The organism is Mesorhizobium sp. URHB0026 (assembly GCF_054059755.1).
Map to the genome: position 1 here is coordinate 1,886,165 of NZ_JBSSCN010000001.1, position 18,313 is coordinate 1,904,477.

General features: G+C 63.2%; 20 protein-coding genes and 1 pseudogene. 11 read left to right on the top strand and 10 right to left on the bottom strand.

Annotated features, from left to right (window positions below; translation table 11 throughout):
* Window positions 1-128 precede the first annotated feature (128 nt).
* Window positions 129-1,148: a LacI family DNA-binding transcriptional regulator gene (locus ACVWWD_RS09565; RefSeq protein WP_352549886.1), complete on the top strand. Its 1,020-nt coding sequence runs from the start codon at window positions 129-131 to the stop codon at window positions 1,146-1,148.
* Between the two features lie 40 nt (window positions 1,149-1,188).
* Here the strand turns inward: ACVWWD_RS09565 and ACVWWD_RS09570 are convergent, their stop codons facing one another.
* The 4 genes from ACVWWD_RS09570 to ACVWWD_RS09585 form a co-directional block, all read right to left on the bottom strand.
* Complete coding sequence (locus ACVWWD_RS09570; RefSeq protein ID WP_352549885.1) at window positions 1,189-1,983, bottom strand: inositol monophosphatase family protein; 795 nt, start codon at window positions 1,981-1,983, stop codon at window positions 1,189-1,191.
* Between the two features lie 76 nt (window positions 1,984-2,059).
* On the bottom strand, window positions 2,060-3,061 hold the full coding sequence (locus ACVWWD_RS09575) for an LLM class flavin-dependent oxidoreductase (RefSeq protein ID WP_352549884.1): 1,002 nt from the start codon (window positions 3,059-3,061) through the stop codon (window positions 2,060-2,062).
* Entirely contained in the window at window positions 3,058-3,891 is an 834-nt protein-coding gene (locus tag ACVWWD_RS09580) for an arylamine N-acetyltransferase family protein (RefSeq protein ID WP_352549883.1), read from the bottom strand. Before ACVWWD_RS09580 ends, ACVWWD_RS09575 begins: the two co-directional genes overlap by 4 nt.
* Before the next feature lie 69 nt (window positions 3,892-3,960).
* Window positions 3,961-5,130, bottom strand: a complete 1,170-nt coding sequence (locus ACVWWD_RS09585; protein WP_457103041.1) for an AI-2E family transporter — start codon at window positions 5,128-5,130, stop codon at window positions 3,961-3,963.
* A gap of 93 nt (window positions 5,131-5,223) precedes the next feature.
* Here ACVWWD_RS09585 and ACVWWD_RS09590 point away from each other — a divergent pair, with 93 nt between their 5' ends.
* On the top strand, window positions 5,224-6,000 hold the full coding sequence (locus ACVWWD_RS09590; protein WP_352549881.1) for a carboxymuconolactone decarboxylase family protein: 777 nt from the start codon (window positions 5,224-5,226) through the stop codon (window positions 5,998-6,000).
* A 122-nt stretch (window positions 6,001-6,122) separates the two neighbouring features.
* Window positions 6,123-6,936, top strand: a pseudogene (locus tag ACVWWD_RS09595) (helix-turn-helix domain-containing protein).
* A gap of 56 nt (window positions 6,937-6,992) precedes the next feature.
* Here the strand turns inward: ACVWWD_RS09595 and ACVWWD_RS09600 are convergent.
* On the bottom strand, window positions 6,993-8,054 hold the full coding sequence (locus tag ACVWWD_RS09600) for an LLM class flavin-dependent oxidoreductase (protein ID WP_352564434.1): 1,062 nt from the start codon (window positions 8,052-8,054) through the stop codon (window positions 6,993-6,995).
* A gap of 333 nt (window positions 8,055-8,387) precedes the next feature.
* Here ACVWWD_RS09600 and ACVWWD_RS09605 point away from each other — a divergent pair, with 333 nt between their 5' ends.
* Window positions 8,388-8,816, top strand: a complete 429-nt coding sequence (locus ACVWWD_RS09605) for a DUF6481 family protein (RefSeq protein WP_023772265.1) — start codon at window positions 8,388-8,390, stop codon at window positions 8,814-8,816.
* A gap of 158 nt (window positions 8,817-8,974) precedes the next feature.
* Here ACVWWD_RS09605 and sugE read toward each other — a convergent pair whose 3' ends face one another.
* The gene (sugE, locus tag ACVWWD_RS09610) at window positions 8,975-9,289 is read right to left on the bottom strand and encodes a quaternary ammonium compound efflux SMR transporter SugE (RefSeq protein WP_023772266.1); all 315 of its coding nucleotides are present in this window, start codon (window positions 9,287-9,289) and stop codon (window positions 8,975-8,977) included.
* Window positions 9,290-9,487: 198 nt separating this feature from the next.
* Window positions 9,488-9,613, bottom strand: coding sequence for a hypothetical protein (locus ACVWWD_RS09615; protein ID WP_023772267.1), 126 nt, complete (start codon window positions 9,611-9,613; stop codon window positions 9,488-9,490).
* 211 nt (window positions 9,614-9,824) lie between these two features.
* Between ACVWWD_RS09615 and ACVWWD_RS09620 the strand changes: the two genes are divergently transcribed.
* The 3 genes from ACVWWD_RS09620 to ACVWWD_RS09630 all read left to right on the top strand — a co-directional run bounded on the left by ACVWWD_RS09620 (window position 9,825) and on the right by ACVWWD_RS09630 (window position 12,239).
* A complete protein-coding gene (locus ACVWWD_RS09620) occupies window positions 9,825-10,634 on the top strand; it encodes a transglutaminase-like domain-containing protein (RefSeq protein WP_023772269.1) in 810 nt (269 codons plus the stop codon).
* Between the two features lie 118 nt (window positions 10,635-10,752).
* Entirely contained in the window at window positions 10,753-11,706 is a 954-nt protein-coding gene (locus ACVWWD_RS09625; protein ID WP_023772270.1) for a cation diffusion facilitator family transporter, read from the top strand.
* 128 nt (window positions 11,707-11,834) lie between these two features.
* The gene (locus ACVWWD_RS09630; protein ID WP_023772271.1) at window positions 11,835-12,239 is read left to right on the top strand and encodes a GFA family protein; all 405 of its coding nucleotides are present in this window, start codon (window positions 11,835-11,837) and stop codon (window positions 12,237-12,239) included.
* A 3-nt stretch (window positions 12,240-12,242) separates the two neighbouring features.
* Here the strand turns inward: ACVWWD_RS09630 and ACVWWD_RS09635 are convergent, their stop codons facing one another.
* Complete coding sequence (locus ACVWWD_RS09635) at window positions 12,243-13,499, bottom strand: DNA recombination protein RmuC (protein ID WP_352549879.1); 1,257 nt, start codon at window positions 13,497-13,499, stop codon at window positions 12,243-12,245.
* A gap of 103 nt (window positions 13,500-13,602) precedes the next feature.
* Between ACVWWD_RS09635 and def the strand changes: the two genes are divergently transcribed.
* Genes def through truA form a run of 4 tightly spaced genes read left to right on the top strand, consistent with a single transcriptional unit; the run spans window position 13,603 to window position 16,369 of the window.
* Entirely contained in the window at window positions 13,603-14,133 is a 531-nt protein-coding gene (gene def, locus ACVWWD_RS09640) for a peptide deformylase (protein ID WP_023772273.1), read from the top strand.
* A 4-nt stretch (window positions 14,134-14,137) separates the two neighbouring features.
* Window positions 14,138-15,091, top strand: coding sequence for a methionyl-tRNA formyltransferase (gene fmt, locus ACVWWD_RS09645; RefSeq protein ID WP_352549878.1), 954 nt, complete (start codon window positions 14,138-14,140; stop codon window positions 15,089-15,091).
* Complete coding sequence (locus ACVWWD_RS09650) at window positions 15,088-15,594, top strand: GNAT family N-acetyltransferase (protein WP_023781820.1); 507 nt, start codon at window positions 15,088-15,090, stop codon at window positions 15,592-15,594. Before fmt ends, ACVWWD_RS09650 begins: the two co-directional genes overlap by 4 nt.
* A 22-nt stretch (window positions 15,595-15,616) precedes the next feature.
* Window positions 15,617-16,369: a tRNA pseudouridine(38-40) synthase TruA gene (gene truA / locus ACVWWD_RS09655; RefSeq protein ID WP_352549877.1), complete on the top strand. Its 753-nt coding sequence runs from the start codon at window positions 15,617-15,619 to the stop codon at window positions 16,367-16,369.
* 10 nt (window positions 16,370-16,379) lie between these two features.
* Here the strand turns inward: truA and ACVWWD_RS09660 are convergent, their stop codons facing one another.
* Together ACVWWD_RS09660 and dapE are read right to left on the bottom strand one after the other, a co-directional pair.
* Window positions 16,380-17,012, bottom strand: a complete 633-nt coding sequence (locus tag ACVWWD_RS09660) for a hypothetical protein (RefSeq protein WP_023772277.1) — start codon at window positions 17,010-17,012, stop codon at window positions 16,380-16,382.
* Window positions 17,013-17,017: 5 nt separating this feature from the next.
* Window positions 17,018-18,211 (bottom strand): succinyl-diaminopimelate desuccinylase, encoded by a 1,194-nt coding sequence (gene dapE / locus ACVWWD_RS09665; protein WP_352549876.1) that lies wholly within the window; start codon window positions 18,209-18,211, stop codon window positions 17,018-17,020.
* Window positions 18,212-18,313: the final 102 nt, after the last annotated feature.

Consider the following 18,313-nt stretch of genomic DNA (forward strand, 5'->3'; position numbering starts at 1 on the left):
TTTGATGCATTTCGATTCTTGCTTAAAAAGAGAGGATTCCGTAGGTATTGGCGGCAAAGGGGTGACGAAACGTTTCGAAAATGACTGCGTCAGGGCGAAAAAAACACCGCAAATCCACCGCGCCCACCATGCTCCACGTGGCTGAAGCGGCGCGTGTTTCGGTCGCCACCGTGTCGGCGCTGATCAATGGTACGGCGACCGTCAGCCCGGAGCTCAGCCAGCGTATCGAACAGGCAATCCGCGATATCGGCTACAAGCGCAACGCCATCGCCCGCAGCCTGAAGATGGGCACGACCCGCACCATCGGCCTGACCGTCCCGCACATCACCAATCCGTTCTTTACCGCCGTCGTTTCGGTGATCCAGCAGGCCTTCGACCGTGCCGGCTATGCCGTCATGCTGTGCTGCACCGACGAGGATTTGAACACCCAGGACGACCAGATCAGGCTGCTGCTCGACCGCATGGTCGACGGGCTCATCGTGGCGCGCGTCGGTGACGGTGCGATCCTCGAGCGGATCGTCGCCGACGCCAATGTGCCGGTCGTGTTGCTGGACCGCCTGTGCGAGGGCGTCGACACCGACGCCGTGGTTCTCGACAACCAGCGCGCGGTGTTCGACGCCATCACCTATCTGATCGATCTCGGCCATCGGCGGATCGGCTACATTACCGGCACCTCGGATATTTCACCCATGCATGACCGGATGACCGGATATTGCGAGGCGCTCCAGGCCGCCGGCTTGCCGGTGGCCGAGGAGCTGGTTCGCTCCGGCAATTTCCACGAGATCGACGGCTACAACGCGACCATGCAGCTGCTGTCGCTGCACGACCGGCCAAGCGCCATCTTCTCGGCCAACAACCCGATGGTGATCGGCACGATGAAGGCGATCCGCGACATCGGCCTGTCCTGTCCGGAGGACATTTCTGTAGCCTGCTTCGACGATTTTCCCTGGTCCGACGTGTTCCAGCCGCAACTGACGACGGTGGCGCAGCCCGTTCAAGCGATCGGCGAACAGGCGGCCAATCTGCTGCTCGACCGTCTCGCCGGCAACCGGGACGCGCCGCCGCGCAAGCTCGTCCTCAAGGGCCGTTTGATGATCCGCAATTCATGCCGCCCGCTTGGGGCGGTGGTGCAGAGCTTGAGTGCCTGAGCATGACGCCGAAGGGGTGAAGCGGTTTTCGGGTAATTGATCAGGGCGTGAAGACACCGGAACACAGTTCCTGCAGCTTCGAAAACACGCCTTTGCCGCCGGTGATAATTTGTGTCCCGCTCTGCAACACCGTCTTCGGATCCGCCTTCAGGATCGTGCCGCCGGCCTCCTCGATCAGCAGCATGCCGGCGAGGCAGTCCCAAGGGTTCATGTGTTCCTCCACATAGCCAAGCAGCCGGCCCGAGGCGACATAGGCAAGCATCAGCGCGCCTGACGCGTTGCGGAAGAAGACGCCGCCCTCGGCCAGGATCTTCTTGATCAGCACGGCGATGTTCTCGGCTTCGGCCCGGTTTGAGAAGCCGGTGCCCACCGAGCCCTCTTCCAGGCTGGTGGCCGCACTCGTCTTGATCGGCCTGCCGTTGACAAAGGCGCCGCCGCCCAGCCTTCCGTGGAAGGTCTCGCCGGTCGCGGGCTCGTGAATGACGCCGACGATCGTCTCGCCATCCCTTGCGCAAGCGATCACCACGCACCAAGCCGGAATGCCGCGTACGAAATTGGCGGTGCCGTCGATGGGGTCTATGACCCAGGCATGGCCGGTCGAGCCGGCCACCGAGGCGTGCTCCTCGCCGATAATGGCGTCTTGCGGATAGTCGGCGGCGATTGCAGCGCGGATGAACAGCTCGACCTCGCGGTCGGCCTGCGAGACCAGGTCCTGATGGCCTTTGCTCTCGATGGTCAGGCTGTCGAGATCGCGGAAATATTTCAGGCCGAGTTCGCCGGCGCGCCGCGCCAGGTCGATGGCAAACTGCTCGCGTCTGTCGAGATCATGGGGCAAGGCAAGGCTCGCTGCTGCAAAGGATACCCCGCACTTAGCAGAGCATCGACGTCGGCAAAAGCTCTAGGCCGCCTGTTCAAGCCGCTTGCGACAAGGATCTGTGCGCCTCCGCCAAAATCTCGAAGGAGCGCACGCGAGCGGCGTGGTCTGATATCTGCGCTGTGATCATCAGCTCGTCGGCGCCGGTGCGGCGCACGAACGCATCGATGCCTTGCCGGACTGTTTCCGGTGAACCGACGACGGCGCAGGACAGCGCCTGGCTGAGCATGGACTTGGCCATGGGGTCGAGATCCCGGTCATAGTTCTCGACCGGTGGCGGCAATTTTCCCGGCCTGCCGGTGCGCAGATTGACGAAGGCCTGCTGCAGCGAGGTGAACAGCAGCCGCGCCTCGGCGTCGGTGGGTGCCGCAAAGACGTTGAGGCCGAGCATGACATGCGGCTTTTCGAGCTGCTCCGACGGCTGGAAGCGCGAGCGGTAGATGTCCAGCGCATGATCGAGTTCCGCCGGCGCGAAATGCGAGGCGAAAGCGTAGGGCAGGCCGAGCATGGCGGCGAGCTGCGCGCCGTAGAGGCTGGACCCAAGAATCCAGATCGGCACCGTCTGGCCCTCGCCGGGCACGGCGCGCAGACGCTGGCCTTCCTCGGCCGGCAGGAAATAGCCCATCAGCTCGACGACATCCTGCGGGAAATTGTCGGCGCCGGCCTCGAGATTGCGGCGCAGCGCACGCGCCGTGTTCATGTCGGTGCCGGGAGCGCGACCGAGGCCAAGGTCGATGCGGCCGGGAAACAGGGCGGCGAGCGTGCCGAATTGCTCGGCGATCACCAGCGGCGCATGGTTGGGCAGCATGATGCCGCCGGCGCCGACACGGATGGTTTTGGTGCCGCCGGCGACATGGGCGATGACGACCGATGTGGCCGCACTGGCGATGCCTGGCATGTTGTGATGTTCGGCCAGCCAGTAGCGTTTGTAGCCGAGCCGCTCGGCGTGGCGGGCGAGATCGAGCGAATTGGCGAGCGATTGCGAGGCATCGCTGCCTTCGACGATCGGCGACAGGTCGAGAACGGACAGTTCGGTCATATACTGGTCTCCACGATCTTCTTCTCGCGCACCCGGGCCTCGAAGGCCTTGCGGTCGGGAATGGTGATGCCGAGTTGGCCTTCCAGCGTGTCGGCAAGTTCGGCGGCGGTGGCGATCTGCTTCTGCTCGGTGCGGCCATCGATGTGATGGATCGACAGGCGATTCCCCCGCAAGCCGTAGCGCCGGTCGGGCGCGGCGCGGGCCGCTATGACGGAGGTGAGGAAATGCGATGCTGGGTTGGTCGACAGGAAGTAATTGGTGACGGAATAGTCGACCTCATAGTTCGGCTGCAGGTCGAAGCGATACAGCGAGCGCCAGTCGCCGCCGATCGAGGCCTGCAGGCGAAAATGATCGCCGGCCTCGACAATGCGGAATGTCTCGTGCGGCGTTTTTTGTTCGCGGCCGGGCTCCAGCAGGAGAGGCGCCGTAAGCGTCAGGCCGCCGAATCCGACGTCGGCGATATAGGTGTGGCCGTCGAGCTCAACGCGCAAAAGCATGTGGCTACACGCCGTGATGGCGTCGTCGCTCTGACCCCAAAGCACACGCGCGGCAAGGCCGCCGACCTTGAAGCCAAGCTCCTTCAACGCGTGCAAGAGGAGGAGATTGTGCTCGAAGCAATAGCCGCCACGCCCACCAAGGACGATCTTGCCCTGCAGCGAGGCGGCATCCAATCGGACCGGCCGTCCCAGAAACGGATCCATATTCTCGAACGGGATCGCCTGCGGATGCAGGAAATGGAGCGTCTTTAGCGTGTCGAGCGAAGCTTCCGTGGAACCGGCGTGGCCGATCCGGGCGAAATAGGCTTCGAGGTCGAAGGGAACGTCGTTCATCGGGAAGGCACCGGGCACTGATCGGCCGGATATAGGCATTCGATGCCGCCGTCGCAAACCGTGCGCCGGTTATCCGGCTGCCGCGGCGTCCTGCTCGTCGGCTTCGTCCTCAACGACCGCCGTGTGTTGTGCGGCGAGAAAATTGCCGACGTGACTGAGGCTCTCGAAATGATCGCAGAACACCTTGACGACGACCAGCAGCGGCACCGCCATCAACGCGCCGACAAAGCCCCACAGCCATGACCAGAATGCGATGGCGATGAAGATCGCCACGGCGTTGATCTCGAGCCGCCGCCCGACCACCATCGGCGTCACGAACTGGCCTTCGATGATGTCGCACAAAACCAGGAAGGCAGGCGCCAACAGCGCATAGGCGATCGTGTCGAAGGTGATGAGCGCGATGACGGTGACCAGGACAAGCGTGATCATTGCCCCGACATAGGGCAGGAAATTGAGCAGGGCGGCCGCCGCGCCCCAGACCAAGGGATTGGGCATGCCGAGAGCCCACAGGCCGAGGCCGATGACCGTGCCGAGGCCGGTGTTGATGATGGTGACGGTGAGGAGATAGTGCGAGATTTCCCGCTCGACGTCGTAGACGACGCGCAGCGCCCGCTTCTTCTCGGTGAGGCTGGCGAAGGACTGGATGATCTTCTCATAGAACATCGTGCCCGAGGCGAGCAGGAACAGCGACAGCACGAAGATGATCGTCAGGCTTGTTCCAGCCGACAGGATGTTGCTCGCCGCCGACGAGAAGAAGCCGGACTGCGCTACCGCGACCTTTTGCACGCCCGGTTCCTGCGTTGTCTCGGTGAGCCCTTCGATCTGGCGCGCAATGTCCATGATCCTCTCAAGAGGCCGTCGCAGCTGCGCCAACCGCTCGGTCAGCTGCTGGCCGATGGACGATGTGTTGTTGATGAGATCGATAATGGGCCCACTGAGCACATAGCCGGCGCTCGCGAAGACGAAGATGGACACAAGCACCAGAAGCGTCGCCGAAACCACTTCGGGAATGCCGCGCTTGCGCAGCAGTCTTACGATCGGGGTCAGCGTCAGCGCCAGCAGGAAGGCCAGGATGACCGGCATAAAAAAAGCGCGCGCGAAATAGAGCGCATAGACGGTCATGAACAGGAATATACCGATGAGCAACGAGCGCATCAGGCGCGTATCGGCACGCGCCGCCACACGCGACTCTTCAGCTTCGGCAACGCCTGCGCCCAAAGCGGCGGGTTCGGCCTTCATCGCGATCCCCTCGGCGGGCACATCACAACTGATGCAATCCGCAGACGGAAACGCCAGCGCTGCTTCAAGGTTCCGTTAGCCGGCACCGATGGCGTGGCCGCCATCGAGCGGGGGCGCCGTCAAGATAGCTCAAACCGTCGGCTCGGCTGCGAGCGTTCCACGATTACATGCCGTGTAATTGAGTCCGGGCAGGCGGCGGGCCTAGTACGGGAGCAGGCCTTCGCAACCCAAGGGCTCGCAAGGCCGGCGCGGCGAGGATGTCGCCGGCACGATTACTTCCTACCCCTGAAAGAGGACATCACGATGCAAAGATTTACCCTTCAAACAGCCGAGTCGGCGCCGGAGAAATCCAGGCCCGCGTTGAAGGCGCTCGAGGAGAAGTTTGGTTTTCTTCCGAACGTCATGGCGACGATGGCCAATAATCCGGTTCTCCTCAACGGTTTCGTCAGCAGCTTCGGCAGTTTCCACGGCGGGAGCTTCGACGAGATCGAAAAGCAGGTGCTGCTGCTGACCAACGCGGTCACCATCAAATGCCCCTGGACCGTCGCCGCGCATTCGACATTCGCCATCGAGGATGGGATTGCGGAAAGCGAAGTCAAGGCGATCCGGGATGGCAGGTTGCCGACGGACCCGAAATATGCGGCACTCTCGGCCCTGACGAGGGCACTGATCGAAAACAAGGGAAACGTGAGTGACGCGGACATCGATGCGTTTACTTCGGCGGGCTATTCGGAAGCCCAGATCCTGGAAGTGGTAACCGGTGTCGGCGTCTCCACCATGGCGGCAACCACCACCAACATGGCCGGCACGCCGATCGAAGAGCGCTTCCAGCCGCAGGCATGGTCTCCCGCCGCCGCGATTGCCGCCTGACCCGATCGACGGCGCATGGATCTTCTGGTGCATGCGCCGTCAAGCGATGCGTTATCGCATGGCGTGTATCGTTCGAGGGACTGCGAGGACAGCGGGATATGAGGATCAATTCCAGAACGGCCATGACACCCGACCTGGGCACGCTCTTGCGTTACTGGCGCGATGTGCGTGGCAGAAGTCAGCTTGATCTATCCCTCGATACGGGAATTTCGCAAAGACAGATCAGCTTCATCGAAAGCGGACGCAGCGTTCCCGGCCGTGAGACCTTGATGGCGATCGCCGGGGTGCTCGATGTCCCTTTGCGCGAGCGCAATGCCCTGCTTTTGGCGGCAGGCTACGCGCCGATGTTCCCCGAAGGCGCCTGGAACTCCATGGAAATGAAGAGCGTCACCGATGCCCTGACGCGCATCCTGCGCCAGCATGAACCCTATCCGGCGCTGGTCATGGACCGGTACTGGAATGTGCTGATGACCAACGAAGCCGCACCGCTCTTCTTCGGCTGTTTCCGCGACATGGCCGCTCGGGAAAGGCCGCGCAACATGCTTCACCTCATGTTCGATCCCGAAGGCATGCGCCCGTTCGTCGCCAATTGGCCTGATGTGGCGCGGAGCCTGTTCGAGCGGGTCTATCGCGAATCCATTGGCCGCGTCGTCGACGAAAAGACCAGGGAGTTGCTGGCGGCGTTGCTCGCCTACCCGGACGTGGACAGCGATTGGAAAAATCCGGTGGCGATCGGCTTCATGCCGGTCATTCCGCTTGGCTTCATCAAGGACGGTCGCCGCCTGGACTACTTTTCGATGGTCACCACGGTCGGCACCCCCCAAACCGTCGCGCGCCCAGGAACTGCGCATCGAGTGTATGTTCCCAGCCGACGAGGCGACCGAAATCCATCATGCCGCGATGATGGATGCGGCAGCGCATGGGATAACGCTATAAGCCTGCCCACCGCGAGCGGATGGAATGAGGCCCTGTTCTCGCGGGCCTCATCACGTTCACGCGACAGGCGCCGCCACGGGCGGGGCGGCCTTCGCCGTTTCCTTGCGCACCATCGGCGCCACCTTGGTGCCGTAGAGCTCGATCGCCTTCATGATCTTGGCGTGCGGCATGGTGCCGATCGCCATCTGCAGCAGGAAGCGGTCGTTACCGAACACCCTGTGCTGGGTCACGATCTTTTCCGCCACCTGCTCCGGATTGCCGACGAACAGCGCGCCGTCCGGACCACGCGACTGGTCGAAATGCGCACGCGATGTCGGACCCCAGCCGCGCTCACGGCCGATGCGGTTCATCACTTCGGCCTGGGGGCCGTAGAAGTCGTCCGCCGCCTGCTCGGTCGTCTTGGCGATGAAGCCATGCACGTTGATGCTTGTGGCCAACCCTGCCGGATCGCTGCCGGCGCGCTTGGCGGCCTCACGGTAGAGGTCGAACAGCGGCGCGAATCGCGCCGGTTCGCCCCCGATGATGGCAAGCGCCAGCGGCAGGCCAAGCGCGCCCGCCCGAGCGGCCGATTGCGGCGTTCCGCCAATGGCGATCCAGACCGGCAGCCTGTCCTGGAAGGGCCTGGGATAGACACCGCGATCGTTGATTGGCGCGCGCAGATTGCCCGACCAGGTAACCTTCACCTGATCGCGGATGGCCAGCAGCAGGTCGAGCTTTTCGGCGAACAACTCGTCATAGTCTTCGAGATTGTAGCCGAACAGCGGGAAGGATTCGATGAACGAACCTCGCCCGGCCATGATCTCGGCGCGGCCGCCCGACAAAAGGTCGAGCGTGGAAAACTGCTGGAAAACGCGCACCGGATCGTCGGAGGACAATACGGTCACCGCACTGGTCAGCTTGATGCGCTTCGAACGCTCCGCTGCTGCGGCCAAAGCCACGACCGGTGCCGAGGCGGCATAGTCCGGCCGATGGTGTTCGCCGAGGCCGAAGACGTCGAGCCCGACCTGGTCGGCGAGTTCGATCTCCTCGATCAGGTTGCGCAGCCGCTCATGGGGACCGATGGCGCCGGGACCCGGCACAGGACTCACATCGGCAAAAGTGTAGAGACCGAGTTCCATTTGGACGTCATCCCAGTGTGTTGATTGTTGCGCTAGGGTCGCATGACTTCAGCTCTGTTCGAACTGAAATCTGAATCCGACTCTAATCGAAGAGACAGAGCATGATGTCGTCCGAGAACCGCTTCATCGTTTCGGCATCATGCTTCAGAGGTAGCGACGCGTCTGTCGCGCCGCCAGAGGCTGGCTGGTGAACAGTGCATGTCGATTTCGGCGGAAAATGCGTCTCCCGGGTGCAACATCCCGGAATTTCATGGCTGGCATACCGTTTTGGCGCTTGAACTCCCGGTTTTCGCGCGTATGTAAGCGTCGCGAATAGACTTCAAGGAAGTGGACTTGGCTATCTACAGGGAAAAAGACATTTTCGAGCGGCGCAATGCCGCGACCGAGGCAAAGAAGGCGCTTCTGGAGCGCTTCAAGTCAAAGCCGGCAGCAGACGATCCCGCGGTGCTCGCACGACAGGCCGAACGCAAGGCGATCCTTGCGGCTCGTGAGATACGCGAGGCCGAGAAGGCCAAGCTGAAGCAGGAAAAGCTGGCACGCGAGGCGATTGAGAAAGCCGAGCGTGAGGCAGCAGCCGAAGCTGCGCGCATTGCCGCCGAAGAGGCCGCGCAAGCCGATGCCAAGCTTCGGGAAGCTGAAGAGAACGAGCGTATCTCTCGTTTGCTTGCCGACGAAGCCGAGCGCAAGGCAAAGCGCGACGCACGCTATGCGGCTCGCAAGCAGCGCACCGGCAGGACACCGCCCGGCTTTACGGGTCGCTAAGAGCGCACTCGTGTCGATCGATGATCAATGAGGGACGCGCCAAGGCGCGGCCCTTTTTCGCGTTTGTCGTGTTGCCCACGGGAAGCCTCCCTGCATCCAGGGATGTCGATTCATGGATGTGAGCTCGGTCGAGATAGTCAGCCGGTGGACAGGGCCGTTCAGGCCGCGAATTTCAGCCCCATAATACCGCAGACGATCAAAGCGATGCAGCCGAGCCTGATCGCCGTCGCGGGCTCGCCCAGCAGCCAGATGCCGAGCAGCGCCGTGCCGACAGTGCCGATACCGGTCCACACCGCATAGGCGGTGCCGACAGGCAGCGTCTTCAGCGCCAGGCCAAGCAAGGTCAAACTGACGATCATCGACGCGACCGTGAGCACGGTCGGAACAAACCTGGTGAAGCCGTCGGTGTATTTGAGGCCGATCGCCCAGCCGATTTCGAACAGGCCTGCGAAGAACAGAAGAATCCATGACATCGGAACGCTCCATCCAGAACATCCGGCCGAAAGGTCCTCGAATGCTCAATCACACAATGGGCGGGCCGTCCCAGCCGGATTTCGGGAAATGCGAGGTCGTCCCCGCATCGTCGCTATAGGGCGTCTGAACGCCCAATCAACAACTCGCCGGCGGCATGTCGGACGCCGCCGGTGAAATCCATCCACGCTTTGCGATATCTACTTTTCCTTGATCCTCATCGCCTTGACCGGCGGCGCCTTCAGGGCCGGAGCGGCTACAGGCTTCTTGGCGTCTTTCTTTGGTTTGCGGGCTTCCTTGCCTGCCTTCATCGCACCTTTAGCCATGATTCGTTCCTCCAGTTGCGGGAAGCGGAGTGAAACAAGACAAAGGCCGGACTGCAAGAGGCGAGTGCCTGCTGCCGGCGCCGGCAGGCCGCTTTCAACCGATTTCTAATTTGCTCGTAAACCCCGGCTGTCCATGCCATGCTTGTCTTCGCACTGCAGCATCGACCCGTGCACCGCCGGGTGATCGTCAGGCAGGCCGGTCAGGACGACAATGCGGATCCATATCGGCTGTGAGATGAGCTTCGACTTTCCGCAGGAAACGCCGCTCATCGCAATGCTCAATGTCCACTATTCCCGCGCCTCCGATCTTGAGCGCCCGGATTTCCTGACCTCCAACCCGCCAGTGCCGATCGAGAGTTATCGCGACAGCTTCGGCAACTGGTGCAACCGGCTCGTCGCCCCGCCCGGGCGTTTCACTTTCGGTACGGATGCGGTAATCCGCGACTACGGCACATTCGAGATGCGCGAGTTGATGGCGTGGCAGCACGAGGTGCGCGACCTGCCGGCTGAAACGCTACTGTTCCTGCTGCCCAGCCGGTTTTGCGAAAGCGACCTCTTGGCAAGCGAGGCATGGCGGCTGTTCGGCCACATGCCATCAGGCATCCCGCGCGTGCAGGCGGTGTGCGATTTCGTCCACAACCACATCGTCTTCGACTACGGCAACGCACGAGTGACGCGCACCGCCGCGGAAGCCTGGCGCGAACGGAGCGGCGTGTGCCGCGATTTCGCGCATCTTGCCGTCACATTCTGCCGGGCACTCAATATCCCGACGCGCTATTGCACAGGCTACATCAGCGACATAGGCATGCCGAAGCCTTGGGCGAGCATGGACTTCTGCGCCTGGATGGAGGTTTATCTCGGCGGCCGCTGGCACGCTTTCGATCCGCGCAACAACGCGCCACGCATCGGCCGTATCCTGATCGCCTCCGGCCGCGACGCGGCGGATGTGCCGCTGACCCACATTTTCGGGCCAGGGTTGCTTACGGGCTTCAAGGTGTGGACCGACGAGGTCCAGGAATAGCTGGCCTTCCCGCCAGCCGGTTTCGAACACATTGAACGGCCCGACGATTGGCGCGTTGTGGTGGCTGTGCAACTCCGCGGCAGAGCCGCTACACTGTCTCGAAGAGGATCGAAGCTGCATGGCAGGGCACGGCGGCTCCAGAACGGTCATCTACGCGGCGCTCGCCGGCAATCTCGCCATAGCGCTGACCAAATTCGCCGCTGCCTTTTTCACCGGCAGTTCGGCCATGCTGTCGGAAGGCGTGCATTCGCTGGTCGATACAGGCAATGGCGGCCTGCTGCTCTACGGCATGCACCGGGCGGCACGCCCCGCGGACAGCTCGCACCCGCTCGGCCATGGCCGTGAACTCTATTTTTGGAGCTTCATCGTCGCCCTTCTGGTCTTCGCGCTGGGCGCCGGCGTGTCGTTCTACGAGGGCATCATCCACATCATGGCGCCAGAGCCGGTCGCCAACGCTAAAGTGAACTACATCGTTCTCGGCCTGTCCTTCGTGTTCGAAGGCAGCTCCTGGCTGGTGGCGCTGAAGGAATTCCGCAAGCAGAAGGGCAAGCTCGGCTGGCTGCAAGCTGTGCAATCGAGCAAGGATCCGAGCGTCTATACGGTGCTGTTCGAAGACAGTGCGGCCCTTCTCGGCCTGGTCGTCGCCTTTGCCGGCATATTGGCGGCGGAGATTTTCGAGATGCCCGAGCTCGACGGCGCCGCCTCGATCGGCATCGCGCTTATCCTCGGCACGACGGCAATCTTCCTGGCGCGTGAAAGCAAGGGCCTGCTCATCGGCGAGCCGGCCTCACCCGAGGTGCAGAGGAAGGTGCTGGCGATCGTCCAGCAGGATCCGGCGGTGCAGCGGGCGAACGGTGTGCTGACGGTGCATATGGGCCCGGAAGAAATCGTTGCCGGCCTGAGCATCGAATTCGAGGACCATTTGTCGGCGCCGGAGATCGAGGCCTGTGTCGAGCGCATCGAGGCGCGGTTGAAAAAAGAGATGCCTGAGATCTCGCGGCTGTTCGTCAAGCCGCAGACGTCAGGCACCTGGGAAAAGCGGCGCAAGCTGATCGAATCCGCGTCCGGATAGAATTCGAGTACGAACTTTTGCCACACGGCAGTCCACTTTTGGGGATTCTGGCCTCTGGACCAGCGCCCCGCCGTTGCCTCGTGTCTCCATGCCGCTAAAATCAGCCGATCTATGTTGGAGGAATGACGATGAAGATCGACGGCGGCTGCCATTGTGGCGCCATCACCTATGAGGCGGAGGTCGACCCGGAAAAGACTTCGATCTGCCATTGTACCGATTGCCAGCAACTGACCGGTACGGCATTTCGCGTCACCGTTCCAGCGACAGGGGATCATTACCGGATCACCAGCGGCGAACCGAAAATCTACATCAAGACCGTGGCGAGCGGTGCCAAGCGAACGCAGGCTTTTTGTGCCGACTGCGGCTCGCATCTTTATGCGACATCGGTCGGCGACGGTCCGAAGGTCTATGGGATCAGGGTCGGGACCTCGCGGCAGCGCCAGGACCTGGTCCCGAGACACCAGAAATGGCATCGCTCGGCGCTGCACTGGCTTCCGGAATTCGAGGGTATGACGACGGTCGAAGAGCAGTAGCGTTCAGTCGTCGCCTTCGACGACCCTCAACCTCAACTGCCCGGTCTTTGAATCGGCAACGCGCGGTGCGGCCTCCACCTTGGCAGGGGCGCCGCCGCGCGGGGCGTCGGGCTCGCCTTCTCCGAATTCCAGCGCCTCGATCTTCTGGCCACGCTTGGTCACTTTCGAGGTCGAGACGAGTATGTCTTCGATGTCCTTGGCCGACTGGCCGAAATGGCCCTGCAATTTGCGCACGCGCTCGTCGACACGCTGGACGTCTTCCATCAGCCTGATGACTTCGCCCTGGATCAGATGCGCCTGCTCGCGCATGCGTGCATCCTTGAGGATCGCCTGGATGACCTGGATCGACAACATCAAGAGCGAAGGCGAGACGATGATAACGCGGGCACGGTGCGCCTTCTGGACAACCGCTTCGAAGTTCTCGTGTATTTCGGCGAATACCGATTCCGACGGCACGAACATGAAGGCTGTGTCCTGGGTTTCGCCCTGGAGCAGGTATTTTTCCGAAATGTCTCGGATATGGACCTCGATATCGCGGCGAAAGGCCTGGGCCGCGACCTTCTGCAGGTCGGCGTTATCGGCGGCCCGGATCGCATTCCACGCTTCCAGCGGAAATTTGGCGTCGATGGCTAGCGACGGCGCCCCGTTCGGCATTTTCACCAGGCAGTCCGGCCGGCTGCCGTTCGACAGCGTCGCCTGGAATTCGTAGGCGCCGTGAGGTAGGCCGTCGGCGACGATCGCCTCCATGCGCGACTGGCCGAAAGCGCCGCGCGTCTGCTTGTTGGAGAGGATCGCCTGCAACTGCACGACCTGGCCGGCCAGCGACTGGATGTTGCCCTGCGCTGTGTCGATGATCGCCAGCCGCTCCTGCAGTTTCGCGAGGCTCTCATGAGTGGACTTGGTCTGCTCGGTCATGGTCTGGCCGATGCGGCCGGTCATGGCGTCGAGCCGCTGGCCGATGGACTGCGTCAATTCGGCTTGACGGGCGCCGAACACTTCGGCGATGGCGCCCATGCGGCCCTGCATCTCGGCCTGGGATTGGAGAATGCCGGCCATCCGCGCCTCGGCGTCGCGGGCATGGTCGGCGGCCTCCGCGGCGGCGGCCGCGCGCGCCTTGGCCGACCGCCACAGCGCAACGACGAGCGTCACGAACAAGCCGAGAAACAGCATCGCGCCGAAGGCCAGCGCGTGGCCAAGCGTGATTGTCGAGGCGCCGAGCCGTGCGACGGGCTCCGAAACGATGGTGCTCAGATCATTCATGCGGACAGCATAGCCGATTCGGCGGTCTGGCACAGATCAAAACGTGAACGACGCGCTGGCGAACCGGTTGACGCCTTTCTATTGAGGTCTTAGGTGAAACGCCATGCCGATCAAGCCGCTTATCATTCTCCCCGATCCCATCCTGCGCCAGGTCTCCAAGCCGGTGGAGCGCGTCGACGCGCCATTGCGCAAACTGGCCGACGATATGCTGGCGACCATGTATGACGCACCCGGCATTGGGCTGGCGGCAATCCAGGTCGGCGAGCCGCTGCGCATGCTGGTGATCGATCTCGCCAAGGAAGACGAAACCCCGGCGCCACACGTCTTCATCAACCCGGAAATTCTCGAAAGCGCCGACGCGCGGTCCGTCTACGAGGAAGGCTGCCTGTCGATCCCGGACTACTATGCCGAGGTCGAGCGCCCGGCTTCGGTGCGGGTCAAATATCTCGACCGCGACGGCAAGCTGCAGGAGATCGAGGCCGAAGGGCTGATGGCAACCTGCCTGCAGCACGAGATCGACCATCTCAACGGTGTGCTGTTCATCGACCACATCTCGAAGCTGAAGCGCGACATGGTGGTGAAGAAGTTCAAGAAGCTCGCCAGGGACAAGGCGCCGGGCAAGCTGGTGGGGTAGGGCAATGCCCCTTCGCGTCATCTTCATGGGCACGCCGGAGTTTTCGGTGCCGACGCTGCGCGCCATCGCCGAGGCCGGCCACGAGATTTCAGCCGTCTACACGCAGCCGCCGCGCGCCGCCGGCCGGCGCGGGCTGGAACTGACGCCGTCGCCGGTGCAGCGCGAGGCCGGGCGGCTTGGCATCGAGGCGCGCACACCGACCTCGTTGAAGAGCGAGGCCGAGCAGGCCGCTTTTGCCGACCTGGGCGCCGATATCGCCGTGGTCGTCGCTTATGGATTGCTGTTGCCCAAGGCAGTTCTGGAGGCGCCCCGGCTTGGCTGCGTCAACGGCCACGCATCGCTTTTGCCGCGCTGGCGTGGCGCCGCGCCCATCCAGCGCGCCATCATGGCTGGAGACACGCAGACCGGCATGATGGTGATGCGCATGGAGGCGGGGCTGGATACCGGCCCGGTCGGATTGGTTGAAAAATGCGCCATCGGCCCCGATATGACAGGCGGCGATCTGCATGATCGGTTGATGAGTGTCGGCGCTGCCCTGATGGTGGAAGCGTTGGCGCGGCTGGAACAGAACACCTTGGCATTTACCGCGCAGGCGGCCGAAGGGGTGACTTACGCCAAGAAAATCGATAAGTCCGAGACGCGCGTGGAGTGGACACGGCCCGCGGCCGAGGTTCACAACCATATTCGTGGCCTGTCGCCCTTTCCCGGCGCCTGGTCCGAGATTGAAATTGGCGGCCGCATGGAACGGCTGAAACTGCTTCGCTCGACGCTATCCGAAGGCGTGTCGCCTTCGGAAGATTTGGGCGAGTCGGGAGGAATTCTCGATGACCGGCTGACGGTCGCCTGCGGAAAAGGCGCGGTCAGGCTGGTCGAAGTTCAACGTGCGGGCGGAAAGCCCGCCGCCGCGTCGGAATTCCTGCGCGGAGCCAAGATCGAAAAAGGACTGAAATTCTCATGAGCATGATGTCGATACGCGCGGCGACGCCGCGGGACCGCGAGGCCATTCGCCTCGTCGAGGAACACGCTTTCGGCCAGCAGACGGAGGCCGGCTTGGTCGACGCGTTGGTGACCGGCGGTGACGCCGTCGTCGAACTGGTGGCGGAAGAAGACGGCCAGGTCGTTGGCCACATCCTGTTTTCGCGGCTGTTCGTGCAGAACGGCGGCAAGAGCTTTGCCGCCGTGGCGCTTGCCCCGCTGGCGGTGGAGCCGTCCTTTCACGGCTCCGGCATCGGCGGCGCGTTGATCCGGGAGGCCCATATCCGGCTCAAGGAGGCTGGCGAGACGCTGGCCGTCGTGCTGGGCGACCCGGCCTATTACGGCCGTTTCGGCTACAGCCATGCCCGTGCCGGGAAGTTCGAGAGCGAATACCAAGGCGAGGCGCTGCAGGCGCTGGCCTGGGGCGACGCTCCTGAAGCCGGCAGGCTGGTCTACGCTTCCGCCTTCACCGCTCTCGCCGCCTAGGCGAGAGCGTCGCCGTCCCGGAATGCCGCGTTTTCGCCTCGATATCGAATATGACGGCAGCCTGTTTGCCGGCTGGCAGCATCAGGCCGACCAGCCTTCGGTGCAGCAGGCGATCGAGCAGGCGATCGAGAATTTCTGCGGCGAGGCGGTCCGGCTGCGCGCCGCCGGCCGCACCGATGCCGGCGTGCATGCGAGCGCGCAGGTGGCGCATGTCGACCTTGCCAAGGCGTGGCCCGACGACAAGGTGCGCGATGCCGTCAATGCACACCTGCAGGCGGCCGGTGCGCGCATCGTCATCCTGAAGGCCACGATCGTCCCGGATGATTTCGATGCCCGTTTCTCCGCCATCGGTCGGCACTATCTCTACCGCATCCTCAATCGGCGGGCGCCCTCGGCGCTGGAGAAGGGTAAGGTATGGTGGGTGCCGAAGCGGCTCGATGCCGCCGCCATGCACGAGGCGGCGAAGTTCCTGCTCGGCCGGCACGACTTCACCACCTTCCGCTCGACGCAGTGCCAGGCCAACAGCCCGATCAGGACATTGGAGCGGCTCGACGTGAGCCGAACGGGCGATGATCTCATCGAGGTGAGGGCATCGGCACGATCCTTTCTGCACAACCAGGTGCGCTCGATGGTCGGCTCGCTGAAGCGGGTCGGCGACGGCGGCTGGACATCGGGCGACCTCAAGGCGGCGCTGGAAGCGCGAGACCGCGCAGCCTGCGGCCAGGTAGCGCCGCCCGACGGGCTTTTTCTCATCGGCGTCGATTATCCCGGGTAGAACCCTGGTTCTATCCAGGATAAAGCCCGGAAAGGCTCTGGGCCCCGACATCGTCGGGCACGGAGATGCCAAGCAGCATCTGCAGTCCGAACAGCACCAGCAGCGAAGCGACGAACATGCCGACGAAAACGGCGGTGCCGAAGGCAGCGCCCCTGCCGATCGTCGCGTTGGTCATGCGCCAGGTCAGCACCATCGACAGGGAAAATAATAGCAGCGACACAAGGCTCGAGACTTGGCTTGTCGACGACAGGAAGAGCCTGATCAGCGCCGAAGGCAGCATCAGCCAGGCGGTGATCGCCGAGGCCCAGTTGCTGGCGACGACATAGTGGACGAAGCGCCCGCCGATGCCGGCGCGCCGCGCCACCAAGGCGAGCGCCACCAGCGGCAGCACCCAGGAGCCGATATCGACCGTCGCCAGTCGCACCAGCATGCTGAAGCGGCCGGCGAAGGCATCGGGATCGCCGATCTCGTTGGCGATGCCGACCCAGCCGACGATCAGCGCCGGTGCCGCGACGATGATGGCGAAGAACGAATTCCAGAAGCCGTCGGCCGTCAGGTCGAGCAGGCGCAGGCCGTCGGCCTTGCCGAGCATCAGCCGCCAGGCGCCGGTCAGCGAAGCTTGGGTTTCGTCCGCCGAAAGCATGCTGATCAGCCCTGTCCGAACCAGTCGTCGATGAAGCGCTGGTAGATCCGCGTCAGCGTTTCCAGATCGGCGATGGCCACGCGCTCGTCCACCATGTGCATGGTCTTGCCGACCAGGCCGAATTCGACCACCGGGCAATAGTCCTTGATAAAGCGCGCATCCGATGTGCCGCCGGAGGTGGATAGCGCCGGCCTTTTGCCGACCACCGCCTTGACCGAGCCGCTCAACGTCTCGACTAGCCTGTCGTCGCGGGTCAGGAAGACATGGCTCGGCCGGTCGCGCCAGACCAGCTCATAGTCGACGGGGGTCTTCTTGCCCGGCCGGTATTTCTTGCGCCCAGCCGCCTGATCGAGGCGGTTGTGGATTTCCGCCTGGACCGTCTCGGCCGTCCAGCTGTCGTTGAAGCGGATGTTGAAGGTGGCGGTTGCCTTGGCGGGAATGACATTGGTGGCCAGGTTGCCGACATCGATGGAGGTCACCTCGAGGTTGGTCGGCTGGAAATCCTTGGTTCCCTTGTCGAAGGCGGGATGCAGCAAGGCGTCCACCAGGCTCATCAGGCCCCGCACCGGATTGTCGGCAAGCTGCGGATAAGCGGCATGGCCCTGGCGGCCATTGACGGCGATGCTACCCGACATCGAGCCGCGCCGGCCGATCTTGACCATGTCGCCGAGCGTGTCCGGATTGGTCGGCTCACCGACGATCGACGCGTCCCATTTCTCGCCTTTGGACGCTGCCCATTCGAGCAGCTTGACCGTGCCGTTGATGGCCGGCCCTTCCTCGTCGCCGGTAATCAGCAGCGAGACCGAGCCCTTCGGGCCACCATTCGCCTCGACGTTGCGCGCCACCGCGGCAATGAAGCAAGCAATGCCGCCCTTCATGTCGACCGCGCCACGGCCATACATTTCGCCATTGGCGATGTCGGCGGCGAAAGGCGGATGCGTCCAGGCGGCTTCGTCGCCGACCGGCACCACGTCGGTATGACCCGCGAACATCAGATGCGGGCCATTGCCGGAGCGCCGTGCATAGAGGTTCTCGATGTCGGCCGTGCCGTCTTCGGAGAACACCGGCCGATCGACCAGGAAGCCGAGCGGCTTCAGCATCGCCTCCAGCGCGCTCAGTGCGCCGCCTTCGGCTGGTGTCACCGAGGCACAGCGGATGAGAGAGGCAAGGTTTGCGGCGGGGTCAGTAGGCAGCGTCATGGCAAAAGCGATAGTCGAAAGCGAATGGCCTGTCACGGCCAGACATAGGGCCAAGCCAATGGCCGACGATACCGCCGACATTATGGTTTTCATGTCGTATAG

What these genes read in the sequence shown, in the direction of transcription:
- fmt (WP_352549878.1), top strand. Translation starts at nt 14,138, where the DNA reads ATGCCCCTTCGCGTCATCTTCATGGGCACGCCGGAGTTTTCGGTGCCG.
- ACVWWD_RS09580 (WP_352549883.1), bottom strand. Translation starts at nt 3,891, where the DNA reads ATGAACGACGTTCCCTTCGACCTCGAAGCCTATTTCGCCCGGATCGGC.
- ACVWWD_RS09650 (WP_023781820.1), top strand. Translation starts at nt 15,088, where the DNA reads ATGAGCATGATGTCGATACGCGCGGCGACGCCGCGGGACCGCGAGGCC.
- ACVWWD_RS09625 (WP_023772270.1), top strand. Translation starts at nt 10,753, where the DNA reads ATGGCAGGGCACGGCGGCTCCAGAACGGTCATCTACGCGGCGCTCGCC.
- ACVWWD_RS09635 (WP_352549879.1), bottom strand. Translation starts at nt 13,499, where the DNA reads ATGAATGATCTGAGCACCATCGTTTCGGAGCCCGTCGCACGGCTCGGC.
- ACVWWD_RS09660 (WP_023772277.1), bottom strand. Translation starts at nt 17,012, where the DNA reads ATGCTTTCGGCGGACGAAACCCAAGCTTCGCTGACCGGCGCCTGGCGG.
- def (WP_023772273.1), top strand. Translation starts at nt 13,603, where the DNA reads ATGCCGATCAAGCCGCTTATCATTCTCCCCGATCCCATCCTGCGCCAG.
- sugE (WP_023772266.1), bottom strand. Translation starts at nt 9,289, where the DNA reads ATGTCATGGATTCTTCTGTTCTTCGCAGGCCTGTTCGAAATCGGCTGG.
- ACVWWD_RS09565 (WP_352549886.1), top strand. Translation starts at nt 129, where the DNA reads ATGCTCCACGTGGCTGAAGCGGCGCGTGTTTCGGTCGCCACCGTGTCG.
- ACVWWD_RS09615 (WP_023772267.1), bottom strand. Translation starts at nt 9,613, where the DNA reads ATGGCTAAAGGTGCGATGAAGGCAGGCAAGGAAGCCCGCAAACCAAAG.
- truA (WP_352549877.1), top strand. Translation starts at nt 15,617, where the DNA reads ATGCCGCGTTTTCGCCTCGATATCGAATATGACGGCAGCCTGTTTGCC.
- dapE (WP_352549876.1), bottom strand. Translation starts at nt 18,211, where the DNA reads ATGACGCTGCCTACTGACCCCGCCGCAAACCTTGCCTCTCTCATCCGC.
- ACVWWD_RS09585 (WP_457103041.1), bottom strand. Translation starts at nt 5,130, where the DNA reads ATGAAGGCCGAACCCGCCGCTTTGGGCGCAGGCGTTGCCGAAGCTGAA.
- ACVWWD_RS09600 (WP_352564434.1), bottom strand. Translation starts at nt 8,054, where the DNA reads ATGGAACTCGGTCTCTACACTTTTGCCGATGTGAGTCCTGTGCCGGGT.
- ACVWWD_RS09575 (WP_352549884.1), bottom strand. Translation starts at nt 3,061, where the DNA reads ATGACCGAACTGTCCGTTCTCGACCTGTCGCCGATCGTCGAAGGCAGC.
- ACVWWD_RS09620 (WP_023772269.1), top strand. Translation starts at nt 9,825, where the DNA reads ATGCGGATCCATATCGGCTGTGAGATGAGCTTCGACTTTCCGCAGGAA.
- ACVWWD_RS09630 (WP_023772271.1), top strand. Translation starts at nt 11,835, where the DNA reads ATGAAGATCGACGGCGGCTGCCATTGTGGCGCCATCACCTATGAGGCG.